Source organism: Rhodobacter sp. 24-YEA-8, from assembly GCF_900105075.1.
Taxonomy (GTDB): Bacteria; Pseudomonadota; Alphaproteobacteria; order Rhodobacterales; family Rhodobacteraceae; genus Pseudogemmobacter.
On record NZ_FNSK01000001.1, the window covers coordinates 2,141,452 to 2,167,554 of the forward strand.

Annotated in this window: 22 protein-coding genes; 4 read left to right on the top strand and 18 right to left on the bottom strand. The window is 64.4% G+C overall.

The genetic code is table 11. From position 1 onward, the window contains the following. Positions 1-105: 105 nt before the first annotated feature. The 3 genes from BLW25_RS10450 (at position 106) to BLW25_RS10460 (ending at position 3,433) form a co-directional block, all read left to right on the top strand. Positions 106-807 (top strand): TetR/AcrR family transcriptional regulator, encoded by a 702-nt coding sequence (locus BLW25_RS10450; protein WP_092898816.1) that lies wholly within the window; start codon positions 106-108, stop codon positions 805-807. A gap of 211 nt (positions 808-1,018) precedes the next feature. Further along, positions 1,019-2,536 (top strand): aldehyde dehydrogenase (NADP(+)), encoded by a 1,518-nt coding sequence (locus BLW25_RS10455; protein WP_092898818.1) that lies wholly within the window; start codon positions 1,019-1,021, stop codon positions 2,534-2,536. 207 nt (positions 2,537-2,743) lie between these two features. After that, the gene (locus BLW25_RS10460; protein WP_253188356.1) at positions 2,744-3,433 is read left to right on the top strand and encodes a class I SAM-dependent methyltransferase; all 690 of its coding nucleotides are present in this window, start codon (positions 2,744-2,746) and stop codon (positions 3,431-3,433) included. A 7-nt stretch (positions 3,434-3,440) separates the two neighbouring features. Here BLW25_RS10460 and BLW25_RS10465 read toward each other — a convergent pair whose 3' ends face one another. Beyond that, the gene (locus BLW25_RS10465; RefSeq protein ID WP_092901875.1) at positions 3,441-4,562 is read right to left on the bottom strand and encodes an NADH:flavin oxidoreductase; all 1,122 of its coding nucleotides are present in this window, start codon (positions 4,560-4,562) and stop codon (positions 3,441-3,443) included. 188 nt (positions 4,563-4,750) lie between these two features. On the opposite strand from BLW25_RS10465, the gene BLW25_RS10470 reads away from it, so the two are divergent. Further along, positions 4,751-5,293: a TetR/AcrR family transcriptional regulator gene (locus BLW25_RS10470; protein ID WP_290438671.1), complete on the top strand. Its 543-nt coding sequence runs from the start codon at positions 4,751-4,753 to the stop codon at positions 5,291-5,293. Positions 5,294-5,299: 6 nt separating this feature from the next. On the opposite strand, the gene argE is transcribed toward BLW25_RS10470, so the two are convergent. From argE to BLW25_RS10555, 17 genes are all read right to left on the bottom strand, one after another. Then, on the bottom strand, positions 5,300-6,475 hold the full coding sequence (gene argE, locus BLW25_RS10475; protein ID WP_092898822.1) for an acetylornithine deacetylase: 1,176 nt from the start codon (positions 6,473-6,475) through the stop codon (positions 5,300-5,302). A 115-nt stretch (positions 6,476-6,590) separates the two neighbouring features. Further along, positions 6,591-7,265, bottom strand: coding sequence for a DUF1028 domain-containing protein (locus BLW25_RS10480; RefSeq protein WP_092898824.1), 675 nt, complete (start codon positions 7,263-7,265; stop codon positions 6,591-6,593). 4 nt (positions 7,266-7,269) lie between these two features. Further along, positions 7,270-7,692 (bottom strand): RidA family protein, encoded by a 423-nt coding sequence (locus BLW25_RS10485; protein WP_092898826.1) that lies wholly within the window; start codon positions 7,690-7,692, stop codon positions 7,270-7,272. Positions 7,693-7,837: 145 nt separating this feature from the next. Continuing rightward, positions 7,838-9,436, bottom strand: coding sequence for a GMC family oxidoreductase (locus BLW25_RS10490; protein ID WP_092898828.1), 1,599 nt, complete (start codon positions 9,434-9,436; stop codon positions 7,838-7,840). Continuing rightward, the gene (locus tag BLW25_RS10495) at positions 9,436-11,079 is read right to left on the bottom strand and encodes an amidohydrolase (RefSeq protein WP_092898830.1); all 1,644 of its coding nucleotides are present in this window, start codon (positions 11,077-11,079) and stop codon (positions 9,436-9,438) included. Before BLW25_RS10495 ends, BLW25_RS10490 begins: the two co-directional genes overlap by 1 nt. Before the next feature lie 62 nt (positions 11,080-11,141). Next, a complete protein-coding gene (locus tag BLW25_RS10500; RefSeq protein WP_092898832.1) occupies positions 11,142-12,158 on the bottom strand; it encodes an extracellular solute-binding protein in 1,017 nt (338 codons plus the stop codon). A 29-nt stretch (positions 12,159-12,187) separates the two neighbouring features. After that, positions 12,188-12,988 (bottom strand): ABC transporter permease, encoded by an 801-nt coding sequence (locus BLW25_RS10505; protein ID WP_092898834.1) that lies wholly within the window; start codon positions 12,986-12,988, stop codon positions 12,188-12,190. Continuing rightward, positions 12,985-13,878 carry an ABC transporter permease gene (locus BLW25_RS10510; protein WP_092898836.1) on the bottom strand — a complete coding sequence of 298 codons (894 nt, stop codon included), beginning with the start codon at positions 13,876-13,878 and terminating at the stop codon, positions 12,985-12,987. The genes BLW25_RS10505 and BLW25_RS10510 overlap by 4 nt, the downstream gene beginning before the upstream one ends. Then, positions 13,875-14,960 carry an ABC transporter ATP-binding protein gene (locus BLW25_RS10515; RefSeq protein WP_290438672.1) on the bottom strand — a complete coding sequence of 362 codons (1,086 nt, stop codon included), beginning with the start codon at positions 14,958-14,960 and terminating at the stop codon, positions 13,875-13,877. Before BLW25_RS10515 ends, BLW25_RS10510 begins: the two co-directional genes overlap by 4 nt. A 10-nt stretch (positions 14,961-14,970) precedes the next feature. Beyond that, positions 14,971-17,052, bottom strand: a complete 2,082-nt coding sequence (locus tag BLW25_RS10520) for an oxidoreductase (RefSeq protein WP_253188362.1) — start codon at positions 17,050-17,052, stop codon at positions 14,971-14,973. A gap of 324 nt (positions 17,053-17,376) precedes the next feature. Next, positions 17,377-18,867 carry an aldehyde dehydrogenase gene (locus BLW25_RS10525; protein WP_092898842.1) on the bottom strand — a complete coding sequence of 497 codons (1,491 nt, stop codon included), beginning with the start codon at positions 18,865-18,867 and terminating at the stop codon, positions 17,377-17,379. A 13-nt stretch (positions 18,868-18,880) separates the two neighbouring features. Beyond that, complete coding sequence (locus BLW25_RS10530) at positions 18,881-19,828, bottom strand: LysR family transcriptional regulator (protein WP_092898844.1); 948 nt, start codon at positions 19,826-19,828, stop codon at positions 18,881-18,883. Between the two features lie 113 nt (positions 19,829-19,941). Then, positions 19,942-21,366, bottom strand: coding sequence for an aspartate ammonia-lyase (locus BLW25_RS10535; RefSeq protein WP_092898846.1), 1,425 nt, complete (start codon positions 21,364-21,366; stop codon positions 19,942-19,944). A gap of 70 nt (positions 21,367-21,436) precedes the next feature. Then, positions 21,437-22,681, bottom strand: coding sequence for a flavin-containing monooxygenase (locus BLW25_RS10540; RefSeq protein ID WP_092898848.1), 1,245 nt, complete (start codon positions 22,679-22,681; stop codon positions 21,437-21,439). A gap of 181 nt (positions 22,682-22,862) precedes the next feature. Beyond that, on the bottom strand, positions 22,863-23,813 hold the full coding sequence (gene hemC, locus BLW25_RS10545) for a hydroxymethylbilane synthase (protein WP_092898850.1): 951 nt from the start codon (positions 23,811-23,813) through the stop codon (positions 22,863-22,865). 130 nt (positions 23,814-23,943) lie between these two features. Next, entirely contained in the window at positions 23,944-24,492 is a 549-nt protein-coding gene (locus BLW25_RS10550) for a hypothetical protein (protein ID WP_092898852.1), read from the bottom strand. Positions 24,493-24,576: 84 nt separating this feature from the next. After that, entirely contained in the window at positions 24,577-25,932 is a 1,356-nt protein-coding gene (locus tag BLW25_RS10555) for an NAD(P)-dependent oxidoreductase (protein WP_092898854.1), read from the bottom strand. Positions 25,933-26,103 lie beyond the last annotated feature (171 nt).

Genomic DNA, 26,103 nt, shown 5'->3' on the forward strand with positions numbered 1-26,103 from the left:
CCGGCTGAATTTCATTGAACCCAACGGTTCGATGCGCTCAGATAATCCTGTCTTTCGCAAATTTCAATATTCCATCGAACCGCACGGTTCGATTATATTGCCGCCATGAGCAGCCCCACGCCCCCCTCGCCCGCTTCCCCGCCGCCGCGCGCAAAACGCCATGCCGCCGGGACCGATCCGCGCAAACGCGACCAGATCCTCGCAGGCGCCTGGGAAGAATTCCGCGCCCATGGCTTTGACGCCACCACGATGAATGGCATCTGCCGCGCGGCTGCGGTCTCGAAGGGCACGCTCTATGTCTATTTCCAGGGCAAAGAGGATCTTTTCGTTGCCCTTGTCGAACAGCAGCGCGACCGGCTGACGGGCCAGCTTGGCTTTGCGCTTTCCGGCCCCGGGGATGTCGCAAGCCGCCTTACCGCCTATGCGGTGGCGCTGGTGCAGGTGCTGACTTCGGATGAGATGCTGCGCGCCCAGCGGATTGTTGTTGCCGTGGCCGAGCGGATGCCCGATCTGGCCCAGCGGTTCTACGATGCGGGCGGGCGGCATGTGCTGGGGCGGCTCGGGCGCTGGCTGGCCGAGGCCTCTGCCGCCGGGGTGCTGGCCATCCCCGACCCGCCCCGCGCCGCGCAGCAGTTCAGCGAGCTTGCCATGGCCGGGGTCTGGCGCCAGCGCCTGTTCGGTGTGCTGCGCGAACAGCCGGAGCAAAGCGTGATCGACGCCCTCGCCGCCGATGCGGTGCGGGTCTTCCTGGCCGCCTATGCCGGAACGGCACCGCATGACAGCTGGGACGGCGCGCCTGGCTTCTGAGCCGTGCTCCGACCATCCCGCAAGTGGCGCCGCAGCCCAAAGCGTACCAGCCGCCGGTCACCGGTGCACGGGCCAGAGCGGGCCCAGAGCGGGGCCTGTCATTCTGACGTCAGCTTCTGTATACATACTGTCGGCAAATAGCGGCGCGACCTGCTCCGGCCCTGGCCGGGGCCAATCCGGGCGCTCCGCTGCGATCTGGAGAGAGGCTTAAATGACGTATACCCCACATGGCAAACATCTGATCGCTGGCGAATGGGTCTCGGGTTCCGGCACCTTCCGTTCGGAACCGGCATATGGCCCGGCCTTCGATTTCGCACTTGGCACTGTGGCGCTGGTGGACCGCGCGGCCCAGGCCGCCGAAGAGGCCTTCTGGTCCTATGGCTGGTCCTCGCGCGAAAGCCGTGCGGTGTTTCTTGAAACCATCGCCGATGAGATCGAGGCCCGCGCCGAAGCCATCACCGAAATCGGCTCGTCTGAAACCGGCCTGCCGACGGCCCGCCTCCAGGGGGAACGTGGCCGCACCACCGGCCAGCTGCGGCTTTTCGCAAACCATATCCGCCAAGGCGACTATCTCGACCGCCGCCATGATGTGGCTTTGCCCGAGCGTCAGCCGCTGCCGCGCCCCGATCTGCGGCTGATCGAGCGGCCGATCGGGCCGGTCGCGGTCTTCGGCGCCTCGAATTTCCCGCTGGCCTTCTCGACCGCCGGCGGCGACACGGCTGCGGCGCTTGCCGCGGGTTGCCCGGTCGTGGTGAAGGGCCATTCCGCCCATCCCGGCACCGGCGAGATCATCGCCGAAGCTGTTCATGCCGCCATCGCGAAATGCGGTGTGCATCCCGGCGTGTTCAGCCTGATCCAGGGCGGCAATCGCGAGGTTGGCGCGGCGGTTGTGCAGCATCCGCTGATAAGGGCGGTCGGCTTCACCGGCAGCCTCGCAGGGGGGCGCGCGCTGTTTGACCTTTGCGCCCAACGCCCCGAGCCGATCCCCTTCTTCGGCGAGCTGGGCTCGGTGAACCCGATGTTCGTGCTGCCCGAAGCTGCGAAAGCCCGCGCCGAAGCGCTCGGCACCGCCTGGGCGGGATCGCTCACCATGGGCGCGGGGCAGTTCTGCACCAATCCCGGCATTGCCGTGGTGATCGACGGGCCGGATGCCGACCGCCTTGTCGGCGCGATGAAAGAGGCGCTGGCGAAAACCGGTCCGCAGACCATGCTGACCCCCGGCATCGCGAAAGCTTACCGCGATGGCCAGGCCCGGCTCCGGAGCCGCAACACCGTCAAGCCGGTCTATGAAACCGTGTCCGAGGGCCGCGAAGCCTCGCCCAATCTTTACGAGACGCGCGGCGAGCAGTTCCTCGCCGATCACGCGCTGTCGGAAGAAGTCTTCGGCCCGCTGGGTCTGGTGGTGCGGGTCGCCTCGTTTGAGGAAATGCGGCGCCTCGCGCGTGGCTTCGAGGGCCAGCTGACCGCGACCATCCACATGGATGCGGGCGATACCGAAGCGGCGCGCAGCCTGCTTCCGGTACTGGAGCGCAAGGCGGGCCGCGTGCTGTTCAACGGCTTCCCGACCGGGGTCGAAGTGGCCGATGCCATGGTTCATGGCGGGCCCTACCCGGCCTCGACCAATTTCGGAGCCACTTCTGTCGGCACCCTGTCGATCCGCCGCTTCCTGCGCCCTGTCTCCTGGCAGAACCTTCCCGAAGCGCTGCTGCCTGACGATCTCGGGGCCTGAAAACGCGCCTGGGCCACAGCTGGCCCAGGCTGATATCCGATCCCGGTCCGCCAGCGCGGGCCGGGATTTTTCACGCTGCCACCCGCGACAGGCCTGTGAACCCGCTGCGGTTGCCTGCCTGGCCCCGGATCCGAGCGACAGACCAGGGTGCCGCTTGACGCCGATCACCGTCGGACTACGCTGCCCTGACCTTAAGGGGAAACCACCGTGACCAAAGCCGCAAATGATGCCCCCTTCCGGGATCCGGGCCTGACCCGCTCTTACGCAGAAACCACGCCGGGCCGGGTGCCGGGATTTCACGATCTGCACCGGATGGCACTGATCCTTCTGTCGCAATCAGCGCCGGCCGAGGCGCGTATGCTGATCCTCGGCGCCGGGGGCGGGCTGGAGCTGCTGGCCTTTGCCCGTGCGCGCCCGCGCTGGTCCTTTCTGGGCCTTGACCCGTCCGAACCGATGCTGACCGAAGCCGCCGCACTTCTCGGCCCATTGGCGGCACAGGTCGACCTGCAACAGGGCGTCATCACCGACGCGCCCGCCGGTCCCTATGACGGGGCCACATGCCTGCTGGTGCTGCATTTCCTGGACCGGGCAGCGCGGCTTGCCACCCTGACCGCGCTGCGCCAGCGGCTGAAACCCGGCGCCGCCCTGATCATCGCGCATCACAGCCACCCCGAAGGCGAGGCGGAGGACTGGCTGACCCGCTCGGCTCTGTTCGCGCAGGGGGATGCTGCAGATCCTGCCCAGGCCGCCGCTTCGGCCCGGGTCATGGCGGAACGGCTGACGCTTCTCACCCGGGCCGAAGAGGAGGCGCTGCTTTGCGAGGCCGGTTTCACCGCCCCCGCCCTGTTTTATGCCGGACTGTCCTTCCGGGGCTGGGTCGCCCGCGCCCCGGAGTAACGCCGCCTCAGACCAGTTCCTTCATCGCTTCGCCCGAGAAGCCCCGAAGATCGTCAAAACGACCGGCCTCGACCTTGGCCGCCCAGTCCGGATCAGCCAGCAGCACCCGGCCCACGGCGACCAGGTCGAACTCGTCCCGCGCCATCCGCTCCAGAAGATTGCTGATCGGTGCCGCAGCCGAGCCCTGCCCCCGGAACGCACCGAAGAATTCCGTATCGAGGCCCACGGAGCCGACCGAAATTGTCGCCGCCCCGGTCAGCTTTTTCGCCCAGCCGGCAAAGTTCAGCCCGTTATCGCCATCAAGTTCGGGGAATTCCGGCACCCAGACCCGGCGCTGCGAGCAATGGAGGATATCCACCCCTGCCTCGACCAGCGGCGCAAGCCAGGCGGTCATCTCATCGGGTGTCGTGGCGAGGCGCGCATCGTAATTTTGCTGTTTCCACTGACTGACGCGCAGGATCAGCGGGAAGTCGGGGCCGACCGCCGCACGTACCGCACGCACCGCCTCCGCCGCAAAGCGCGAGCGCTCTGCGATGGTCGCGCCGCCATAGCCATCCTCGCGCTTATTGGTGCCGTCCCAGAAGAACTGGTCGATCAGATAGCCATGTGCGCCATGCAGCTCGACCGAGTCAAAGCCCAGCCGTTTCGCATCCGCCGCCGCGCGGGCAAAGGCCGCGACCGTATCGGCGATGTCTTCCTCGGTCATCACCACACCGCGCGGCTCCTCCGGCCCGACAAGACCCGAGGGGCTTTCAACCGGCGCCTCCGGCTCCCATTTGCCGGCGCGGGTCGATCCGGTATGCCAGATCTGCGGGGCGATCCTGCCGCCCGCGCCATGAACCGCATCCGCCACGCCCTTCCAGCCCGCCAGTGCCGCCTCGCCATGGAAGAACGGGATGCCGTAATGATTGCGCGAGGCCGGGCGGTCGATCACCGTACCCTCGGTCAGGATCAGCCCGACATCCCCCGCCGCGCGCCTGCGGTAATATTCGGCATTGGCCGGGCCGGGAATGCCCTCGGGTGCCATGCAGCGCGTCATCGGCGCCATCACGATGCGGTTCTTCAGCGTCAGCGTTTTCAGTGAAAAGGGGCGAAACAGCGCTTCGGTCGATTGCGGTTCAGTGGTCATCATCGGGTTCCGGATCTGGGGTGCCGCGCCCTGAAAGGGGACCGGCGAAAGGTTGGGCAGGTTGTCATGGCCGCGTAAGCGGAATATAAACATGACAGCCATCATGTTTGATTATTCATGATGACGGTCATGTATTTTGTCAACCAGGAAACCGACAAGGGGCGCCAATGAAGGTCAGTCGTGCGCAAATGGCTGAAAACAGGTCCAGAATCCTGGACGCGGCCTGCCGCATGTTTCAGCAAAAGGGCTTTGACGGCGTGACACTGGCCGAAGTGATGAAAGCCGCCGGCCTGACCCATGGCGCGTTTTACGGCCATTTCCGGTCAAAAGAGGATCTGATCGCGCAGATCCTGCAGCACCGTTGCGAGAAGATGCGCGAAACGCGGCCCAGCCTCGAAAGCTTTCTCGACAGCTATCTGTCGCCCGGGGCCTGCACCGACCCGGCGCGCGGCTGCCATATCCCGGCGCTCGCCCCGGCGCTTGGGCCGGATATGGTGCATCACTCGCCCGAAGCGCGCGCGGCGCTGACGGAAAGCATCCGCGTTCAGATCGACCGGCTGGGCGCCGCCTTCCCCGAAACTGCCCCAGGCGAGCAACGCCGCGCCGCGATCAGGACATGGGCTGCGATGGTGGGCGCGCTGTTGCTGGCAAAGGCCAGTGACGACCCCGATCTTGCGACCGAGATCCTGAGTGAGGTGCGGGGGGGGATCGTCTCCGGCAGCACGATCTGAAACGGGTCAGAGACCGCCCTGCCGCAGCCGCAGGACCAGTGATTCCAGCATCGCGTCACAGGCGGCAAGCTGGTCCCGGCTGACATATTCATCGGGCTTGTGGCCCTGGTCCATCGAGCCCGGGCCACAGATCAGCACCGGCAGACCCAGCGCCTGATCGAAAAGCCCGCCTTCGGTGCCAAACGCCACTTTGATCAGCCCGGCCCCGGGCTCCAACAGCCTCCGGAGCCAGGCCACCGCCGGACTGTCTTGCGGGGTATCAAGGCCGGGATAGCCCGAGACCTCGTCAATCGCGATCCGCGCGGTGGGAAAGCGGTTGCCGTGGCGGGCCGCGATCTGGTCGGCAGCGCGGCGGATATCGGCGAGAATCAGGTCGGGGTCATCGGCGGCTATATTGCGGATCTCGAAATCGATCTCACAGAGGTTCGGCACGATGTTCAGCGCGGTGCCCCCCTGCATCACACCGGCATGGATGGTCGAATAGGGAATGTCGTAATCCGGGTCCTGCGCGCCGGTCTCACGCAGCTGCGCCTGGGCCGCGTCAAGCGCCAGGATGAACTCCGCCCCCAGATGCAGCGCGTTCAGCGCCTTTGGCGCCAGCGCCGAATGGCCCTCGACTCCGTGGCAACAGGCTTTCAGCCCGCGTTTGCCCTTATGGCCGGTGGCGATCTGCATCGAAGTCGGCTCGCCGATGATGCACAGCGCCGCCCGGTCCGCGCGCCCCGCCAGCGCGTCGATCAGCGAGCGCACACCGATACAGCCGATTTCCTCGTCATAAGACAGCGCCAGGTGCAGCGGCACCGCAAGGGGGCCGCGCGCCGCGAGCAGGGCCGCGCGGATCGCGCTTGCGACAAAGCCTTTCATATCGGCTGTGCCGCGCCCGTAAAGCCGGCCCTCAGCCTCGGTCAGTGTAAACGGGTCCATCGTCCAGGCCTGGCCCGCAACCGGGACCACATCAGTATGGCCCGAAAGAATAACGCCCCCCGGCCCCTCCGGCCCGATCGTTGCCCAGAGATTGGCGCGGCTGCCATCGGGGGCGGCAAAACGTTCGATCCGCGCGCCGGCGGGCGCCAGCAGCGCCTCGACATAATCCAGCAGCGCGAGGTTCGGCTGGCGTGACAGTGTCGGCTCGGCAATCAGCCGGGCGAGAATATCAGTGGTTTCGGGGATCACATCAGACATCTGGCAGGGTCCGGCAAGGGCAGAAGCAGCGGTCGGGGAAGCGGGAGCCATTGTCCCCGACCGCCCTCAGAGAAAGCAGGGCGCCTCCCCGAAAGCAAGTATCCCGGATCTCCCGTCACGGGTCTCCGGGCACGCCGTAACCGGGCGCGGCCGAAGGGTTCAGCGCACGGGTGACATAGGCCTCCATCTCGGGTTGCCAGCGCGCCCATAGCGCGGCGCATTCGGCAATCGGGTCGCCCTCGGTCCAGTCGATGCGCAGATCCGCGACATTCCAGGACACTTTATCGACCATGACAAGGCCCATCGAATGTACCGGGCCTTCCTCGCCTCCGGCCTCCATCGCAGCGCGCATGGCGCCGAGCAGCCGGTCGCCGAGATGCCCCTTTGCCGCGGTGAAAGCCGCAACCATCGTGGCGGGAATGCTGTCAGAAGACAGCATATTGCCCGCAGCCACCACACCCTCACCCCGCGCCGAAGCGTGACGTCCAAGGGTACGTGCACCGGAATGGCTGGCAGTGCCGCCGGTCCGGTCAACCAGCGCGAGCTGGCGGTAGTCGATATGCGGCGCCTCTGCCATAAGTTGCGCCAGCGCCTCTGCGGCTGAAAGACCGGCGGCCATCAGGTCCAACCCTTTCGGCCCCAGTGACGGGTCGGTGATGTTCTGGGTCGAAACCGCCCCCACCCCGGCCCGGACATGGGCGCAGCGCGCCGCGACCGAAGGCGAGGACGAACTGACCGCGATCCCGAACATGCCGGTATCAGCGCAGCGGGCCGAGATGGAGAAGGTCATGGGATTATGCCTCGTCCGGGATAACGGCAGTGGCCTCGATCTCGACCAGCCATTCCGGGCGGGCCAGGGCCGAAACCACGAGACCGGTCGAGACCGGGAAGACCCCCTTCAGATATTCCCCCATCACATTATAGACCGCCTCGCGGTAGCGGATATCGATCAGATAGATCACCACGCGGCAGATATGGGTCAGATCCGAGCCGGATTCCTCCAGCAGCATCTTGATGTTTTCCATCGCCTTGCGCGCCTGGCCGGCCACATCACCGATGCAGACGCTTTCGCGGGTGTCGAGGTCCTGGCCGATCTGGCCGCGCACGAACACGGTCGCCCCGCGCGCCACAACGGCCTGGCAGAGGTCGTTGTTCAGCTTTTGCTCGGGATAGGTTTCTTTGGTGTTGAAGGGGCGGATCCGCGTGTGGACGGGCATGTCATGCTCCTGAAGGGTAAAGCCTTGGCCAAGATGTAGCGCGCTTGCCCCGGCCAGGGGATGAATATTTGTTGACCCTGTGTTTCAGCGAAACCTATGCCGCAGGCGTCCCCCGCCGCACCGGCGGCAGGGGCCCCGCGACGTGCTATGCGGCAAGGATCGCTCTTGCTGCCTTTTCGCCGATCATCTGGCTGGGCGCATTGGTATTGCCGCCGATCAGCGTCGGCATGACCGAGGCATCGGCGACGCGCAGCCCCTCGATCCCATGCACCTTCATCGAGACCGGATCGACCACCGCCATCGCATCCACCCCCATCTTCGCAGTGCCGACCGGGTGATAGACGGTCAGCGCCTCGGCGCGAAGGTAGGCGAGGATCTCGTCATCGGTGACGACGCCTGGCCCGGGCAGGATCTCGCGGCCCTGAAGGCTTGCCATCGGGGCGGCGCCAAAGATCCGGCGCGAGAGTTTGATCCCTTCGACCAGCACGCGCGCATCACGGAAATCGCTGAAGAAGCGGTGATCGATCTCATGCGTGATCTCATCGCCCTGGCGGCGCAGCCGGATCTCGCCGACCGAACGCGGGCGCAGGACGCAGGTGTGAACGGCGAAACCATGGCCCCATTCGACCAGCCGGCCGCGATGGCTGCGATAGCCGGGGACGAAATGGAACTGCACATCCGGCAGGTCATCCTCGGCCAGAGGCGTGCGGCCAAAGCCGCCTGCGACCACGTAATTCGTGGACAGCATCCCCTTGCGGTTTGCGGCGAAGCGGAAGGGCGCGGCCAGCAGTTTCAACGAGTTGCGCAGTGAAAAGCCCAGCGTCCTGGTCGAATCTGATCGCACCGTGATCATGCCGTCGACATGGTCTCGCAGGTTCTGACCTACACCGGCCAGGTCATGGACCACGTCCACCCCCTGCCCCTGCAAGGCGGCGCCGGGCCCGATCCCCGATGCCATCAGCGCCATCGGTGTGCCAATCGCTCCGGTCGAGAGCACGACCTCCCCCCGGCAATGGATGATCTCGCGGGAACCGCCACGCGTGACCTCGACCCCGGTGACGCGGCGGTCCTGCAGGATCAGGCGCTTCAGATCGGTGCCGGTCATGATGGTGAGGTTCGGGCGGCTCCGTACCGGCTCAAGATAGGCATTATAGGCGGAAAACCGGATGCCGTTCTTCTGCGTCACATCATAGATGCCAAGGCCGAGCTGGCTGTCACCGTTGAAATCCTGGTTGCGCGGCAGGCCGATCGTCTCGCCCGCGCGGATGTAATCCTCGCAAACCGGGTTCGGATCTTTCGGGCGGGCCACGATCAGCTCGCCTTTGGTGCCATGCAGACGCGGATCCTGGCCGACCTGGTTCTGCTCGAGATGTTTAAACAGCGGCAGAACATCCGACCAGGACCAGCCCTGACAGCCAAGCGCCGCCCATTCATCGTAATCCGCAGCAGCGCCCCGGATATAAAGCATCGAATTCAGCGAAGAGGATCCGCCCAGCATCCGCCCCCGGTTGACCGGAATATTGCGGTTGTTCAGCTCGGGCTGCTTCACGCCGGTATAGCCGTAGTCAAAGCGCTTGCGGCCATACATCGCAAGGATTCCGGCCGGCACTTTCACGCGGATATCGCGATCGGAGCCGCCGGATTCGATCACCAGCACCGAGGTTTTCGGATTGGCAGAAAGCCGGTTCGCCAGCACACAGCCCGCCGCCCCGGCCCCGATGACGATATAGTCGAAAGCATCCATCAAAGGGCTCCATATGTGATTTTGCCGGCGCAGATCGTCAGCGCGACAGAGGCTGCGGTCTCGCTGTCGGCGAGGCCTTCCAGGCTGCCATCGATCAGCACCAGATCGGCGTCAAAGCCGGGAACCAGCCGCCCGGCGCGGTTTTCCGCGAAATCGGCATGCGCGCCGCCGGTCGTGTAGGCGGCGAGGCAGTCGTCAAGGCTGACGCGCTGATCGGGCAGATCCGCGCGCCAGGGCTTACGCGTCAGCGCGCAATGGATCGCGTAAAGCGGCGAGAGCGGCGAGACCGGCCAGTCCGTGCCAAAGGCCAGAGGCACATCGCGGGCAAGAACCATCGCCCAGGGAAAGGCGGTGGGCCAGCGCGCCGCGCCCATAATGGTGATCGTGGGCTCCAGCGGCAGGCCCGCCGAACCCGGCGGATGCACCGGCTGCATCGAGGCGGTGATGCCCAGCGGGCCGAGCCGGTCAAGGTCTGCAGGCGTGATCGTGTCGATATGTTCGATCCGGTGACGCGCGTCGCGCGGGCCATTGGCGGCGCGCGCCGCCTCATAGCCATCGATCACAGCGCGCACCGCGCCATCGCCCACCGCATGGGTGGTGATCTGCAGCCCCCTCCGGTCAGCCTCGACACAGATCGCGTTGAACTGATCCAGCGGGATCAGCGGCTCGGATCGGAAGCCGGGACGGTCGGGATAATCGGTAACCGTCAGCGCGGTCCAGGTATCAAACACCCCGTCCATGAACAGCTTTATGCGGGCAAATGACAGCCACCCCGGCACTTCCGGTCCGAATTCATCCAGCAGGTCAATACCCCCGACCCCGTCTTTCGCCTCGAGCATCAAAGGCAGGCTGACCCTGACCGGCATCTCGCCCGCCAGCGCCAGATCGCGCATCAGACCGGCCTGCCAGGCATTGCCATCCATATTCACCGCGCGCGTGATGCCATGGCAGGCGCAGTAATCGCCTGCCGCGCGGATCACCGCCCGGTCATGGTCGCGCGCGCCCTCGCCTTCGGCGCCGGTCATGCGGTAATCCATCGCATCGCGCCCTTGCAGGCGAGAGAGCATCTTCACCCGGTTCATCGCAGCAAATTCGCGCAATTCACCACTGGCCAGCCCGTCTGCGCCCATCACCACCTCGGATCCCGGTCCGAGATCGGCGCCATTGAGGATCCCTGCCAGTTCCAGCGCCTTTGTATTGGCCCAGGCACAATGCAGATCGGTCGCAATCAGGCAGAGCGGACGGTCACTGACAATCCGGTCGAGGATATGGCGATCAGGCCTTTCTTCGCCAAAAATCACATAATTCACCGCATAGCCGAACAGGATGTCATTCCCGGGCTGGCGGGTCGCGAAGTCCAGAAGCGCATCCCGTACCGGATCGAACCCGAAAAGCTCGCCCATATTCAGCATCGAAAGCGAGGCGCCACCCATCATCAGATGCAGATGGCTTTCGATGAAGCCGGGCATCAGTTCGCGCCCGGCGGCGTCGATCACCCGGGTCGCCGGGCCGATATACGCGCGGATCGCGCTGTCATCCCCAAGCGCCAGGATCACACCATCCGCCACCGCAATCGCGGTGGTGCCGGGGACGGCAAAAAGCGGGCGCAGGCGCGCGTTCAGGATCACCAGATCGGCGGTCATCGGTCTCTCCGGCAGAATGGGAAAAAGGGGCCGGGATTGCGCCCGGCCCTCGTCTGAGCAGCTTATTGCAGCAGCTGGGTCCAGACCCGGTTCACCAGATCCTGCGCCGCGGGCGAGCAGGTGCGCGAGAATTCAACCGGCACTTCCGGGTAAAGTTCGGGCGCTTTTTCCTTGGTATAGACGACCTTATCCGCGACCAGCGTCATCGGCGAGGAATGGGCGTAGAAGTTCATCTGCTCGGTCGCATTTTCCGGCTCTGACATGAATTCGATGAACTTGATCGCATTCTCGCGGTTCGGGGCGCCATTCGGGATCACCATCGAGTCAATCCAGCCCACCAGGCCCTCTTTCGGCAGCGCATAGGCGAAAGGCGCGCCATTGACGCGGGCCTTCAGCTCTTCGCCATCCCACCAGAAATGCGCCGCAACCTCGCCCGAGGCCAGACGGCTTGCGATATTATCCGAGGAATAGGCCGCGACCGAGGGCTTTTGCGCCGCCAGCAGATCATAGACCTTCTTCATCTCATCAGCATTTTCCGAGCAGAACGGCACACCGAGGTAAAGCTGTGCCGCACCGACCACCTCATCGGGATAGGATAGCATGGCGATTTTGCCGGCCAGCGGCGCTTCAGGCTCAAAGAAATAGCTCAGACTGTCGAGCGGGCCGGTATATTCATTGGTGTTGACCGCGAAGCCGGCTGTGCCATAGGCGACCGGGATCGAATAGGCCTGGGTCTCGTCCCACCACTGGTTCTTCCAGCGCGGGTCGATCAGCTCATAGGCTTTCAGCGTGTTCGCGCCGTAATCCTGGATCAGCCCCTCATCGATCATGATGCGCAGGAAATGCTGCGAGGGGGTCGAAACGTCATAGCCCGAAGACCCGGCCTGAAGCTTTGTCAGCAGATCCTCGTTCGAGGTATAGCCGTCGACATTGACTTTGACGTCATATTCTTTCGCGAATTTTTCAATCAGCTCAGGGGAAAAGCTTTCCGACCAGACATAAAGGTTCAGCTGGCCTGCGGCATTGGCAGCAGTCGCGGCGCAAAGCGCGATGACAGAGGCAGTGACGAGTTTTTTCATTGTAATTTCCCTTGTTGGTTTGTCTTTTTTCAGGTGTTTTTTGTGCCCCGCCCGGCGACGAGCAGCGCAATTGTGGCAAGGATCAGAGAGGCCAGGATCATCAGCGTGCCGATGGCGTTCAGCTCGGGCGAGGTGCCGGCGCGGATCAGCGAGAAGATATAGACCGGCAAAGTGGTGGTGCCGCCCGAGGCCAGCATGTTCGAGGTGATGAAATCATCCATTGAGATCAGGAAGGCGAGCATCGCGCCGGAAAACACCCCCGGAAAGATCAGCGGCAGCGTCACCCGGCGAAAGGTGGTCCAGCGGCTGGCATAGAGATCCGCGCTGGCCTCTTCGAAATCCAGCGACATGCCCTGAAGCCGCGCCCGTATCGGCAGAAAGGCAAAGGGCGTGCAAAAGGCCGAATGGGCGAGGATCAGTTTCAGAAGCCCGTTTTGCAGCCCGACCAGCGAGAACAGGATCAGGCTCGCCACAGCCAGCACGATTTCGGGCAGCAAAAGCGGCAGGTTCACCACCGTCTCGGACAGGCGCCGGAACCGCACATTCTTGCCCCGGATGATCGCGAGCGCCGCCATCAGCGCCACGGTTGTTGCGACCGCCGTCGCAATCAGCGCCACCAGAACCGAGGTTTTCAGCGCATTCATCAAGGGGCCGTTGTTCAGCGCGGCCACATACCAGTCGAGCGAAAATCCGGTCCAGACACCGGCGATCCGGTTGGCGTTGAAGGAATAGATCACCACGACCAGAAGCGGCAGATAGAGCCAGACGAAGAAGACAATCGTCAGAAGACCAAAGCCCGGATAGCGTTTGACATCATGATGGCGGCTCATGCGCGTGCCTCCATCCCGGCGGTCCGGCCTGCGGCGCGAAGCGCGGTGAAGATCAGGAACAGCATCACCAGACCCATCAGCACCATCGCGATCGCAGCACCAAACGGCCAGTTGCGCCCTCCCCCGAATTGCAGCTGGATCAATGATCCCATCATCATCTGCTTGCCACCGCCCATCAATGTGGGTTCCAGCACCGCGCCAAGCGCAGGCACAAAGACAAGGATCGCGCCCGAGACAATGCCCGGGGCCGTCAGCGGCAGGATCACGCGGCGGAAGGTGGTCAGGCGGTTCCCGTGCAGATCATGCGAGGCCTCGATCAGCGTCAGGTCGAGTTTCTCGATCGAGGCATAGATCGGCAGCACCATCAGCGGCATACAGGTATAGACCATCGCCACCAGCGTCGCGGTATCGTTGAACATGAAACTGGTCCCGGGGGCGAGACCGAAGGTTTCAAGGAACCGCGGCAGCGGACCGTCTTTTCCCAGAATGATCATCCAGGCATAGACCCGCAGGATCATCGAAACCCAGAAGGGCAGCGTCACCAGATAGACCAGCAGCGCACGCATCCCCGGCGTCTGGCGCGAGATATACCAGGCGACCGGCAGCGCGAAAACCAGACAGATCAGCGTCGTAAGCCCCGCAAGCAGATAGGTCCGCCCGATGATCAGAAGGTATTGCGGCGTGAATTCCAGTTCGCCCGACCAGCCCTCGTTAAAGAGGATCTGGCTGTAGCCCGACAGGTTGAAATCCCAGGTGAACCCGCCATGCGAGCCGCGTGTCGCCACCGAGACGGCGGCGATGATCAGGATCGGCAGGATCAGCGCGAAGCCCATCAGCGCCCAGGCCGGCAAAAGCCCCCAGAAAGGCAGATTATTGGCAAGCCGCCTCATGATGCCAGCACCCGCACGGAGGCCGGCAGGAAGCCGATGGTGACATCGTCCCCTGTCCCGACCAGATCGCCCTGGCGCGACGCATTGCGGCGCGAGGCGCGCAAGGACACGCCCCCGGCCTCAAGCGTGTAATGGGTGAAGCCGCCCATGTAATTCTGGCTGATAACCTTTGCCGGAAGGGTGATCCCCTGCGCCTGGTCGCCAAGATTGATCTTTTCGGGCCGGATCGACAGCGTCGCGCGGCCGGCCTGCAGCCGGGCGGTCGCCGGTGCCTCGAAAATGCCAAGCGGTGACCGGACAGTCGCCAGGCCCTCGCGCGTCTCCAGCACATCGACATCAAGGAAATTGGTTTCGCCCACGAAATCCGCCACAAAGCGGTTCACCGGCTCTTCATAAATCGCGGTGGGCGTGCCGATCTGCTGCACCTCGCCCGCGCCAAGGACCGCGATCCGGTCCGACATATCGAGCGCCTCTTCCTGGTCATGGGTGACAAAGACAAAGGTGATGCCGGTATCGCGCTGCAGATTGCGCAGCTCATCGCGCATCGCCTGGCGCAGTTTCAGATCCAGCGCGGACAAGGGCTCGTCCAGCAACAGGATCTCCGGCTCGGGCGCCAGCGCCCGGGCCAGGGCCACACGCTGCCGCTGCCCGCCGGACAGCTGGCCGGGCTTGCGGCCCGCCATTGCCGACATATGGACGCGTTCCAGCATCTCGCCCGCGCGCGCGCGGATCTTAGCCCGTGCCCAGCCAAGGTTTTCAAGGCCGTAGGCGACGTTCTGCTCCAGCGTCATATGCGGGAACAGGGCGTAAGACTGGAACACCGTATTCACCCGGCGCTTATGCGGCGGGATCTGCGTCACCTCGCGCCCATGCAGCAGGATCGCGCCCTGATCGGGGCTTTCAAACCCTGCAAGCATCCGCAAAAGCGTGGTCTTGCCGCAGCCCGACGGCCCGAGCATGGTGAAAAACTCGTTCTCGCCAATGTCGAAACTGACCGATTTCAGCGCCTGGTAGGTGCCGAAATGCTTCGAGACGCCCCGAACCTCAACGGCCTTGTCCGAAACGGCCTTATCCTTGTGCATCACCATTCCTTCAGAGCGGTTCGAGTTCGGTAACTTCGCGGCGGAACGGCAGCGCGTCGCCGATATCGGAGGTGTCGAGCTCGCGGGCATAGCGGTGGCCGGCATAGGTCGCCCAGGCGATAGGCGCGGGCGCCGCCGCATCGCCGATCAGTTTGACCGACCGGATACCGGCATCGGCCCATTCGGCCTCGCGCGCGATAAGGTCGTTGTAAAGCGCATCATCGCCAAGGCGCGAGGCGACCATCACAACGGCATCGGCCGCGAGCTCGCGGCGATGGTCGGTATAGCTGCAATTGACCTCGACCGCGCCGGCGCGCACCGCCGTCATGCCGGTGTTCAGCCGGATCTCAACACCGAGCTCCACCAGCCGCAGATGGATCGCCCCCTGTTCCAGCGTGTTGCGCGTCCAGTCCGACACATAGGCCGAGGGCGTGACCAGGATCACCTTCGCGCCCGCTTTCGCCATCACCTCGGCCATGACGCCGCCCATGTAATAATGATCATCATCATAAACGACGACCGTCCTGCCGCTCAGATCGGCGGGATGTTTCCCCGCCATCACATCATCAGGTGTCCAGACGGGCATGGCCGCATCAATCGCCATCGGCACCACATGCTGACGCGCGACACCATCGGCCCGCCAATGTGCCCCGGTCGCGATACAGATGTTCTGGAAGCCGAATTCAAGGATCTCGGCCGCGCCCAGACGGCTGTCGAAATAGGTCTCGACATTCGGGCGCTGGCTGATCTGGTATTGCCGGTAATCGACCACGCGGCCCCAGGCAGAAAGCCCCGGCAGCAGGCGTTCGCGCGCGACACGGCCGCCAAGGGTCGTGGTCGCCTCGGCCATGGCGACGTCATAGCCCCGCAGGGACAGCGCGCGGGCGGCCTCCAGCCCGGCAGGGCCGGAGCCGACGATCAGCACGGTCGAGCTGTCGCCTTTGGCGTTCATCTTCTCGGGATGCCAGCCCTTGCGCCATTCTTCCATAAAGGTCGGGTTCTGGGTGCAGCGCGAGATCGACATCGTCATATCGCCGGTGATGCAGATATTGCAGCCGATACATTCGCGGATATCCTCGACCCGCCCCTCGTCAATCTTTTTCGGGATGAACGGATCGGCAATCGAGGGCCGCGCGCAGCCGATGAAATCAAGAACGCCCTGGCGGATCATCCGCGCCATCACATCCGGCGAGGTGAAGCGGCCCACGCCGACCACGGGTTTCGAGGACAGCTCGCGGATGCCGGAGACCAGCACCTCCTGCGCGGCTTCCTCTTTGAAGCGCGAAGGGCCAGAACAATCCTCCCATGCCCCCTGAGCCAGATCCCAGAGATCGGGAAGATCGCCGTTCAGTTCGACGAATTCGCGCACCTCGGCATTGGAAAAGCCAAGATTTCCAATCTGTTCGTCAAGGCTGACGCGCATGGTGATCGCCATCGTGTCACCCACGGCATCGCGGATATCCGCGACCACTTCGCGGGCAAAGCGCGAGCGGTTTTCCAGGCTGCCGCCATATTCATCGCTGCGCTGATTGGTGGCACGCGACAGGAAATGCTGGAAAATGCCGAAGCCATGCGCGCCGTAAAGGCAGATCAGGTCAAAGCCGGCAAGTTTCGAACGTTTCGCGGCATTGACGAACCAGCGCCTGAGATCGGTGATGTCGGATTTCGACAGCGCGCGCGCCGAGACCGGGTCATTCGTGAAGGTGCGGATCGGCATGGCCGAGGGCGCCAGAGGCACCTCTTTGGTGTAGAAATTCGGGCCATTGATCCCGGAATAGGCCAGCTGGATCCCCGCCAGCGCGCCATGGGTTTTCATCGCATCCGACATCCGGCGAAGCCCCGGAATGTCTTTGTCTTCCCAAAGCCTTAACTCGATGAAAGGGGTGATTTCCGAACTGTGATGCATCTCGGTCTGTTCGGTGAAAATGACCCCCCAGCCGCCTTCAGCCTTAATGCCACGCATGGCCGCAGCAGCAGATGGATCGCGGTAGCCGCCCCCATTGCAATGTGGCACCTGGTAAAAGCGGTTCTTCGCCACAAGAGGGCCAATGGCCAGCGGCTCGAACAGGATATCATATTTCGGGTCGCGCATCTGGGGACATCCTTGATGCAGGGTCAGGGGGAAAAGCGGGATCTGCCCCATAGGATTGCCGGGGCCTGGCCTGGTAAATGATGGGTTTCGGAAGCCTTGCTTAGACTGCGCCTAATCAGCACCTCACCGGGGCGGGATGCCTGGGCATAGCGCGGTTCCAGACAGCGGAAAACAATACCAATCATAAGAAAACAAACAAGAATTCGCAGGATTGCGACGTTTCAGGCTCGCAAGCGGTTCGGCCCCGCCGCAAGAGGGGATGCGACGGGGGAACGGGCCGGAACCAGGCCGCCCGGCCTGCGCCCGAAAAAGAGGCTTAGCTGCTTAGTATTTGATCCAGATTGTTTTCAGCGCCGAATATTTGTCAAAGCTGTGCAAGGACAGATCCCGGCCGAATCCCGATTGTTTCATACCGCCAAAGGGCGTCATCGCGGAAAGCGCATCCACCGTATTGACTGATACCGTCCCCGCATGGAGGCCATCCGACACTGACAGGGCCCGGCTCAGATCCCGGGTCCAGACCGAGGCCGCGAGGCCATATTCGCTGTCATTGGCGATCTTCAGCGCCTCTTCCTCGCTGTCAAACGGTGTCACGGCCAGGACCGGGCCGAAGACCTCTTCCTTCGCGATCCGGGCGTCAGGCGAAACATCGGCAAAGATCGTGGCGCCGATATAGCAATCCGATCCGTCACGGGTCTCGCGGTCCCCGCCATGCACCAACCGCGCCTCGGCCTTGCCGATCTCGATATATTGCGCGACCTTGTCGGCATGGGCTTTTTCCACCAGCGGCCCCATGCGGGTGGCCAGATCCAGCGGGTCGCCCAGCGGCCAGGCGGCTGTGGCCGCGATCAGCTTTTCGGTGAATTCCTCCTGCACCGAGCGCGCGACGAGGATGCGGGAATTGGCAGAACAGACCTCGCCCGAATTGAACAGGATCCCGAAGGCCGCCATCGTCGCGGCCTGGTCCAGATCGGCATCGGCGAAGATCAGGTTCGGCGATTTGCCTCCGGTCTCCAGCCAGACCTGTTTCATATTGCTTTGGGCGGCATAGTTCATGAACCGCTTGCCGGTCGCGGTCGATCCGGTGAAGACCAGCGCATCGACATCGCCGTGCAGGCCAAGCGCCTGGCCTGCCTCGACGCCGTAACCCGGAACCACATTCAGCACCCCGTCAGGCAGCCCGGCCTCAGAAGCAAGTTCGGCAAGGAACAAAGCCGACAAAGGCGATTGTTCGGCCGGTTTCAGCACCACGGAGTTCCCCATGGCCAGTGCGGGTGCGAGTTTCCAGGTCGCCATATCGAGCGGGAAGTTCCACGGCACCACCGCCCCGATCACGCCCAGGGGCGCGCGCCGGATCAGAGCCAGATCGCGGCCTCCCGTGGGCGCGACCTCGTCATAAAGCTTGTCGATGGCCTCGGCATGCCACTGGAAGAAATGCGCCGATCCGGGAACGTCGATGGTCGAGCTGTCACCGATGGGCTTGCCCATATCCAGCGTTTCCAGCAGCGCCAGTTCCGCGACATTCTCGCGGATCAGGCCTGCGAGCTTCAGCAGCACCTCTTTGCGTGCCGAAGGCGTCTGACGCGACCAGCGCCCGTCGTCAAAGGCCCGCCGTGCCGCCGTCACCGCAAGGTCAATATCCGCCGCCATGCCGCGCGACACTTCGGTCAGCACGGTGCCATTCGCAGGGTTCACCGTGGCAAACCGCCCGCCCGCCTGTGCATCCCGGAACGCCCCGTCAATATAAAGCTGGTTGCGAAAGCGAAGCGCGCCGGCACGGGCGCGCCATTCGGCGGAGGTGGCGGGAAGGGTCATGGTCTTGCTCCTGTCAGGTCTCGGGCGGCACCGAGAGGCGGCGAATTCCGGGATGCACCCCGTCTTTCAGCTTCTCGCTGCAAAATTCGATGAAACGGCGCACGGTCAGCGATTTCGCCGCGTCGCGCATGGTGATGATCCCGAGCCGCATCGGGCGCGGATTGCCGCTCAGCGGGATGTCGATCAGCCGCCCGCCATCCAGCGCCAGATCAATCGCGGGCCGGATATTGGCGATGGAATAGCCGAAGCGATTGGCCACCAGGGCCCGCATCACCCAGATGTCACGGGTCCGCTCGACGATATTGGGGCTGCACCCGGCCTCGCGGAACAGCGAGATGAAATAGCTGGCACTATAGGGCAGATCGAGGAGGATCATCGGGTGTTCAGCCAGATCCTCAAGGCTGACACTGTCACGATCCGCCAGCGGATGGCCCTCGTGCAGGACCGCATGAGGCGGCAGCGCGCCCAGCTCGTGGAACTCCATATCCGACGGGATATCAAGGTCATAGCTCAGCGCGAGGTCAAAGCGCGCCAGCCGCAGGCCTTCGATGATACCCGCATGATCCAGCTCGTTCTGGGCGAATTCCACCTCGGGATAGCTTTCGCAGAAGGTGCGACGCAACGCGGGGATCACGACCTGCGCAAAGGTCATCAGGCAGGCGACATGCAAGGGCCCGCGCACCTGCCCCGTCACCTCATTTGAAAGCGCGTTGAGCGCGGCCGCCTCGGTCAGGATGCGGCGCGCCTGTTCGACAAAGCTGCGCCCGGCCTGGGTCAGCGACAGCCCATGCGCGTGGCGGCGCACGAAAAGCGTGATGCGGAATTCGCGCTCCAGCTGCGAGATGGCCGCCGAAACCGAGGGCGCCGAGACATTCACCCGCTCTGCCGCCTCGGTGACCGAGCCATAATCCCCCACCGCCACCAGATATTCCAGCTGTCTGAGCGTGAACCTGAGCGCCATCCCTGCCCCTTTCCGATCCCCTGTTGCCGGCGGAGCATAGACCAGACAGGGGCCCGACCGCGAGACTTGCGCGGGCCCGGTGGCTGAAACTTTGACGGGGCGCGCGCCAGAGCTCATCCCCCCCTCACCTGCGGTGAGATCAGGGGCCGAGAGGGCCGGGTCAGGTGTTCCGGGCTGAGGATCGTGGCCAACAGCGCCTCGGGCAAGAGCCCGCGCTCCAGCGCAAGCTCGCAGACGCCCCGGCCCGAGGCAAAGGCCTCGCGCGCCAGCTCGGTCGCGTTTTCATAGCCAATATAGGGGTTCAGCGCAGTGACGATGCCGATGGATTGCGTCACCGACTGCGCCAGCGCCGCGCGATTGGCGGTGATGCCCGTGATGCAATGCGCGCGCAGGGTCTCACATCCCGCCGTCAGATGGCGGATCGAGCGCGAGATGGTACAGGCGATCACCGGCTCAAAGGCATTCAGCTGCAACTGCCCGGCCTCGGCCGCCATGGTGATCGTGATGTCATTGCCGATCACCCCGAACGCGATCTGATTCACCACTTCGGGAATCACCGGATTGACCTTGCCGGGCATGATCGACGACCCGGCCTGGCGGGCGGGAAGGTTGATTTCATTTAACCCCGCACGGGGGCCAGAGGATAAAAGCCTGAGATCGTTGCAGGTTTTAGACAGCTTCACCGCCACCCGCTTCAACACGCCCGAGACCTGAACAAAGACGCCGCAATCCTGGGTCGCCTCGATCAGGTCGGGCGCGTTGATCAGCGGAATGCCGGTCAGCGCCTCAAGACGGGCGCGGGCCCGTGCGGCATAATCGGGATGGGCGGTCAGGCCCGTGCCGACGGCTGTCGCGCCAAGGTTGATCTCACATAACAGCGCGCGGGCCTCGCAAAGCCGCGCCTCGTCTTCGGCCAGCATGGTGGCGAAGGCGCCGAATTCCTGACCCAGGGTCATCGGGACCGCTTCCTGAAGCTGGGTGCGGCCCATCTTGAGGATATCGCTGAACTCCGCTGCTTTGGCCGCGAAAGCCTGCCGCAGATCCGCCATCGCGGTCAGAAGCCGGCCAATCGCCGTCCAGGTCGCCAGCCGCAGCGCGGTCGGATAGACGTCATTGGTACTTTGGCCCAGATTGACATGCTCATTCGGGTGCAGATGCGCGTAATCGCCTTTCGTCCGGCCCATCAGTTCCAGCGCGCGATTGGCGATGACCTCATTCGCGTTCATATTGGTCGAGGTACCGGCCCCGCCCTGCATCTGATCGACCAGGAACTGATCGCGCAGCGCGCCCGCCATGATCTCACGGCAGGCGGCGATGATCGCGGCGGCATGGGGCCCCTGCAGCAGGCCAAGATCGCGATTGGCCTCGGCCGCGGCCAGTTTGATCGCGGCCAGCGCATGGATCAGATCGCCCTCTTCGCCGATCACCCGGCCCGAGATCGCGAAATTCTCACGCGCCCGCAGGGTATGGATGCCCCAATAGGCCGCACCCGGCACCTCGCGCGGGCCAAGCAGATCCTGTTCGATGCGGACGGTCATTGCGGCTCCGGCAAGCGGGGTCAGTCCCGGGCGACGACCCGCCCGGGGGGATGTTACGGCAAGGCCTAGATCAGGCCGGAACCGCCTGCTCTGCCGCGATATGACCGGCAAGCCGGTCAGCATCATGCCAGACCCCCCAGATGAAAGAGGAGCCGCGCATCGACAGCCAGGGCAGACCGAGGAAGTAAAGCCCCGGCACCGCCGAGACGCCGCCTGAATGCGCCGGGCGACCGCGTTCATCGAAGATGTCGGCCTTGATCCAGCTGAAATCCAGCGCATAGCCAGTGGCCCAGAGGATCGTGGTGATACCCTCTTTCGCCAGATCCAGCGCCAGCACGGGATCGGTGAGGCAGGCAGGATCCGCGCCGATCAGATGCGCCTCGGGTTCCTCGGGCAAATCGAGGCCCTGGCTTGCCACATGGGCATCGGCCTGCTGCAAAAGGCCGAGGTAATTCGCATCGCCCTGCGCCACATTCTTCGCCAGATCGGGCGCGAAATGCATCACGCCATTCTCATAGCGCGCGGTCATCCCGACAAGCCCCATGCCTTCATTCGCAAGGCGGCGGAAATCGACGGTCTGCCCCCCCCGCGCGCCGCTGACCGCGATGGTCACATGTTCGGTGCCGGGTGTGGGCGTGGTCGTGTCCCAGATACCAAGTGCGCCCAGCCACCAGACGAAATCCTTGCCGCGATAGCGCCGCGGCGGGCGGTCATGCGCCCCGACCGAGAGCCAGACTTTGCGGCCCGCGCGCCGCAGCTCATCGGCGATCTGCACCCCCGAAGACCCGGCACCGACCACAAGCACGCCGCCTTCGGGCAGCTGATCGGGGTTCTTATAGCCATGCGAATGCAGCTGATGCAGACCGGCACTCGCGGGCACCACCGGCGGGATCACCGGTTTCTGGAACGCGCCGGTGGCCGCCACAACATTCTGCGCCTCGATCACGCCTTCGGAGGTCTCGACCCGGAAACCCGTCTCAAGCGGCTGAACAGAAGTGACCGTCACGCCGCAGCGCACCGGCGAGTTGTTTTGCGCGACGCAGGCCTCGAAATAGGCCGCAACCCGGTCGTGATGGGCAAAAGCGTCGGGGTCGAGCTCCTCGAAGGTCAGCGTCGGGAAACGGTCATGCCAGACCGGGCCATTGGCCACCAGCGAATCCCACCGCGCCGTGCGCCAGCTTTCCGCGATGCGGTTCTTTTCCACCACCAGATGCGACAGGCCGCGCCGGCCCAGATGCTCGCTCATCGCGACACCGGCCTGGCCGGCCCCGATCACGAGAGTATCGACTTTTTCGACAGACGTTTCGGCGGACATTTCGGCTTCCTCACGCGGAAAGTGACAGAGGGTGACCGCCGGATCGGCCGGTCGCCTGAGGAAATGATGCCGCTGAAAAACCTGATTTGCCTATGAGCGTTTCTTGCAGCCCTGATTAGGGCGGCGCTAAGCCGCATCTTCGCGGCCGGTCACAGGAGGATGTCCGGAAGAGAGGGCGGCCTCAGCCGCAGGGGCGTTTCCAGTCGAAAAAGCCCGGACCAGCGCGGCCCAGCAGATCACGCGCAAGCCGCGCGCCAAGCGCTGCGGCCTCTGCGGCGGGGCAGCTGCCCTCGACCGAGATGCGCTCGGCGCCATTGGTGCGCAGGATCTCGCCGCGGAAATGGAGCACATCATCGCTCAGCCGTGCGAGGCCCGCGATCGGGGTCTGGCAGCTCCCTTCCAGCGTCCCGAGAAAGCTGCGTTCGCAGGCCATTTCACGTTCACAGACCGGATCATGCAGCGGCATCAGCAGATCGCGCACCCAGAGATCGCCCTTGCGGCGCTGGACCGACAGCGCGCCCTGACCGATGGCGGGCAGCATCTCTTCCGTCCCGATCACCGTCCAGTCCTGCGCGGAGATCCCAAGCCGGTTCAGTCCCGCCAATGCGAGGAAGGTGCAATCCGCAAGGCCCTGCTCAAGTTTGGAAAGCCGCGACTGCACATTGCCCCGGAAATTCACGATGCGCAGATCGGGGCGCACGAACAATGTCTGCGCGCCACGCCGCATGCTGGATGTGCCGACCGAGGCACCCTGAGGCAATTCCGCAAGGCTGCGATACTTATGCGACACCAGCACATCACGCGGGTCTTCGCGCGGCAGGAAGATATCCGAGACCAGCCCCTCAGGCTCGGCCACCGCCATATCCTTCACACAATGGACCGCAAGGTCGATGCGGCCATCCAGCAGCGCCTCTTCCAGTTCCTTGGTGAAAAGACCTTTGCCGCCGATCTCTTTCAGCAACTTGTCGAGCACCCGGTCAGCCGTGGTTTTGATCACCACGATCTCGAAGGCCTCGACCGGCAGACCATGCTCTGCGCGCAGCCAGTCCCGGGTCTGGAATGCCTGTGCCAGCGCCAGCGGCGATCCGCGCGTGCCGATACGAAGGGGAGTGCTGGCGTCAGGCTGTCTCATGGGGCTTCCGATAGGCTGGCAAAGCTGCGCTGGCAACTGGAATCAGTCTCAGACGGCCAGATTGACGCGACGCGATTTGTCGCAGCTGGCGGCGGTTTCTGCGGGGCTCAGGACGATGGTCCCGGCGGGATCAGTGCGGGGTCGGGGCGGCCGCGCGCATGCGGCCCGCTTCGCTGTCATGGTCGATCAGATTGCGCATCAGCATGACGCCCCCCATGAACTCGACTCCGCCGGCCATGGAATCCATGATCACCTTGACCGTCTCATCGGCGCCGATCGCATTGCCGTCCAACGCGATTTCCGACGGCAGTTCCACCACGCCAAGCGTGGTCATCGTCTTATAGGCCTGGCTCAGATGCGGACAGGACCATTCCATATGCATGGTCAGCGGGCATTTGATGAAAAGGCCGGGCTTTGTGTGCCAGAGCTTCAGCTCGTTGCGGTCCTCCAGCGCGAAGGACAGTTCCACCGCGCTGTTAAGGCGGAATTCCTGCTGGAAGATGCGCCGCGCCACCTGTTCACAGCCCGCAAGCAGCGCGTCGAAATCGGTGGCGTCAAGCGGCTGCACCACGTCACCGCTGCCATTGCCGGTATAATGGACCCGCAATTCCCGTCCGCCATCGGCCGCCGTCACGATCTTCGCCGAGGTGATCGAAAGGTTGTAAGACTGGACTGACATGGCGGAATCCCTGATATGCGTGCGCTCAATATAGGCTGTGACGCGGCGTCTCACAACGGTTTCTCCAGGGATTTACCCGCGCCCTCAGCCTTTCCAGGGGCCGGCCAGACCCTCCTCACGCATCAGCCTGGCAAGCCTGTTCGCGGCCAGCATCAGAGCCTCGCCCGACAGCGCACCGGCTTCCGCCCCTGCAAGGGCATCGGCCAGTTCCCGCGCCGCAGCCGGAAGCCCGCCTTTCGCAAACCGCGCCAGATCCTGCGGTGTTACGCCCCCCAGCCCCGCAGGGGTCAGCGGGCCGCCATCGCTGTAGCCTTCGGGCAGATCGCCCTTCAGATTGCGCACCACCCCGGTCGAAATCGCATCAAGCAGCTGATCCGCCGCCTGGATCGCACCCACAACCCGGGTCGGGTGGTCGGTATCCGCCGCCGCATGCGGCAAGAGCGAAAGCTTTGCGCCATGCCGCTCCACAAGACCCAGATAGGGCGCCATCGGGCCCGAAAGCACGCCCGCCGCATCGACGAAGAGATCCGCATCAATCGCCGCGAACCCGACCTGCCCGGCGCTCAGCGCGCTCTCCAGCGCCGCGATATCGACCAGCTCGCCCCGGTCATAGTTCAGAAGCACCGCCCCCGGCGCCAGCGCCGCCAGCACCGCCTCATTGATCAGCCCCGCATTCGCGAACCCGTCAGGCCCCTTCGGCCCAAGGCCGAGATGGACCGACAGAGCATCCGCCCCGTGCGCGGCCTCTTGCGGGGTGGCGGCATAGTGAAAGCCCTCGCTTTCGATCCAGATCCGGTGGCGCGGGCGAGCATGGATCACCACCTCCATCCCGAAGGCGCGGGCCAGCAGCGCCACTTCACGCCCGATATTGCCATAGCCGATCACCGCGAGGCGCTGGCCCTCGAGTTTGCGCGTCGGGTAGCGCAGGAGGTCGCGCCCGGTATCGAAACGGCCCGCCACCACAAGGTCATGCAAGGCCCCGACCGGCAGATCGGGGCGCTGGCCGAGCAGCGCTTTCATCACCATCTGCGCCGTGGCGCGGGCATTGATCCCGGGCGTATTCATCAAAGGCGCAACGCCGCCCAGCCCGTCGCCGCCACCCCAGCTTGCCGACCCCATATTGCCGGTTCCGGTGCCGATCCTGACGCCACCAAGGTCAAAGCGCGTCTCGGCCGGCAGGAAGGTCGCCGCGGCGATCACCGCATCATAAAGCCCGTCACCGGCCTCGGCGATCAGTTCCTCCCGGGTCGAGAGATGCGGCAGGTAGAAAAAGGTCGCCCGCCCCTCATCGGGCTGCACTCCGCGTGCCGAACCGATGTGAAACCGCCCGCCCCGGCTTTCGACATGGGCGCGAAACCCTGACGCATCGGGCGCTCCGGCCGCATCAAACGCCAGGCCGACGAGGTCGGCCACGAGGATTTTCGGGCTGTTGCGGTCCATCGGTCAGTCCTTCGTACAGGAGGGGCGTCTTGTTTTTGCGGTCTCGGCCCATGACAGAGCCGGGTCAGGGCATGGCTGCAAGCGTTTTTTTCACCCCTGCGCTGCGCCAGCGGCGAATAAAAATCCCCGCCGAAGCGCAATATGTTTTCCCCCCGCGGTCGGAGCAGCAGA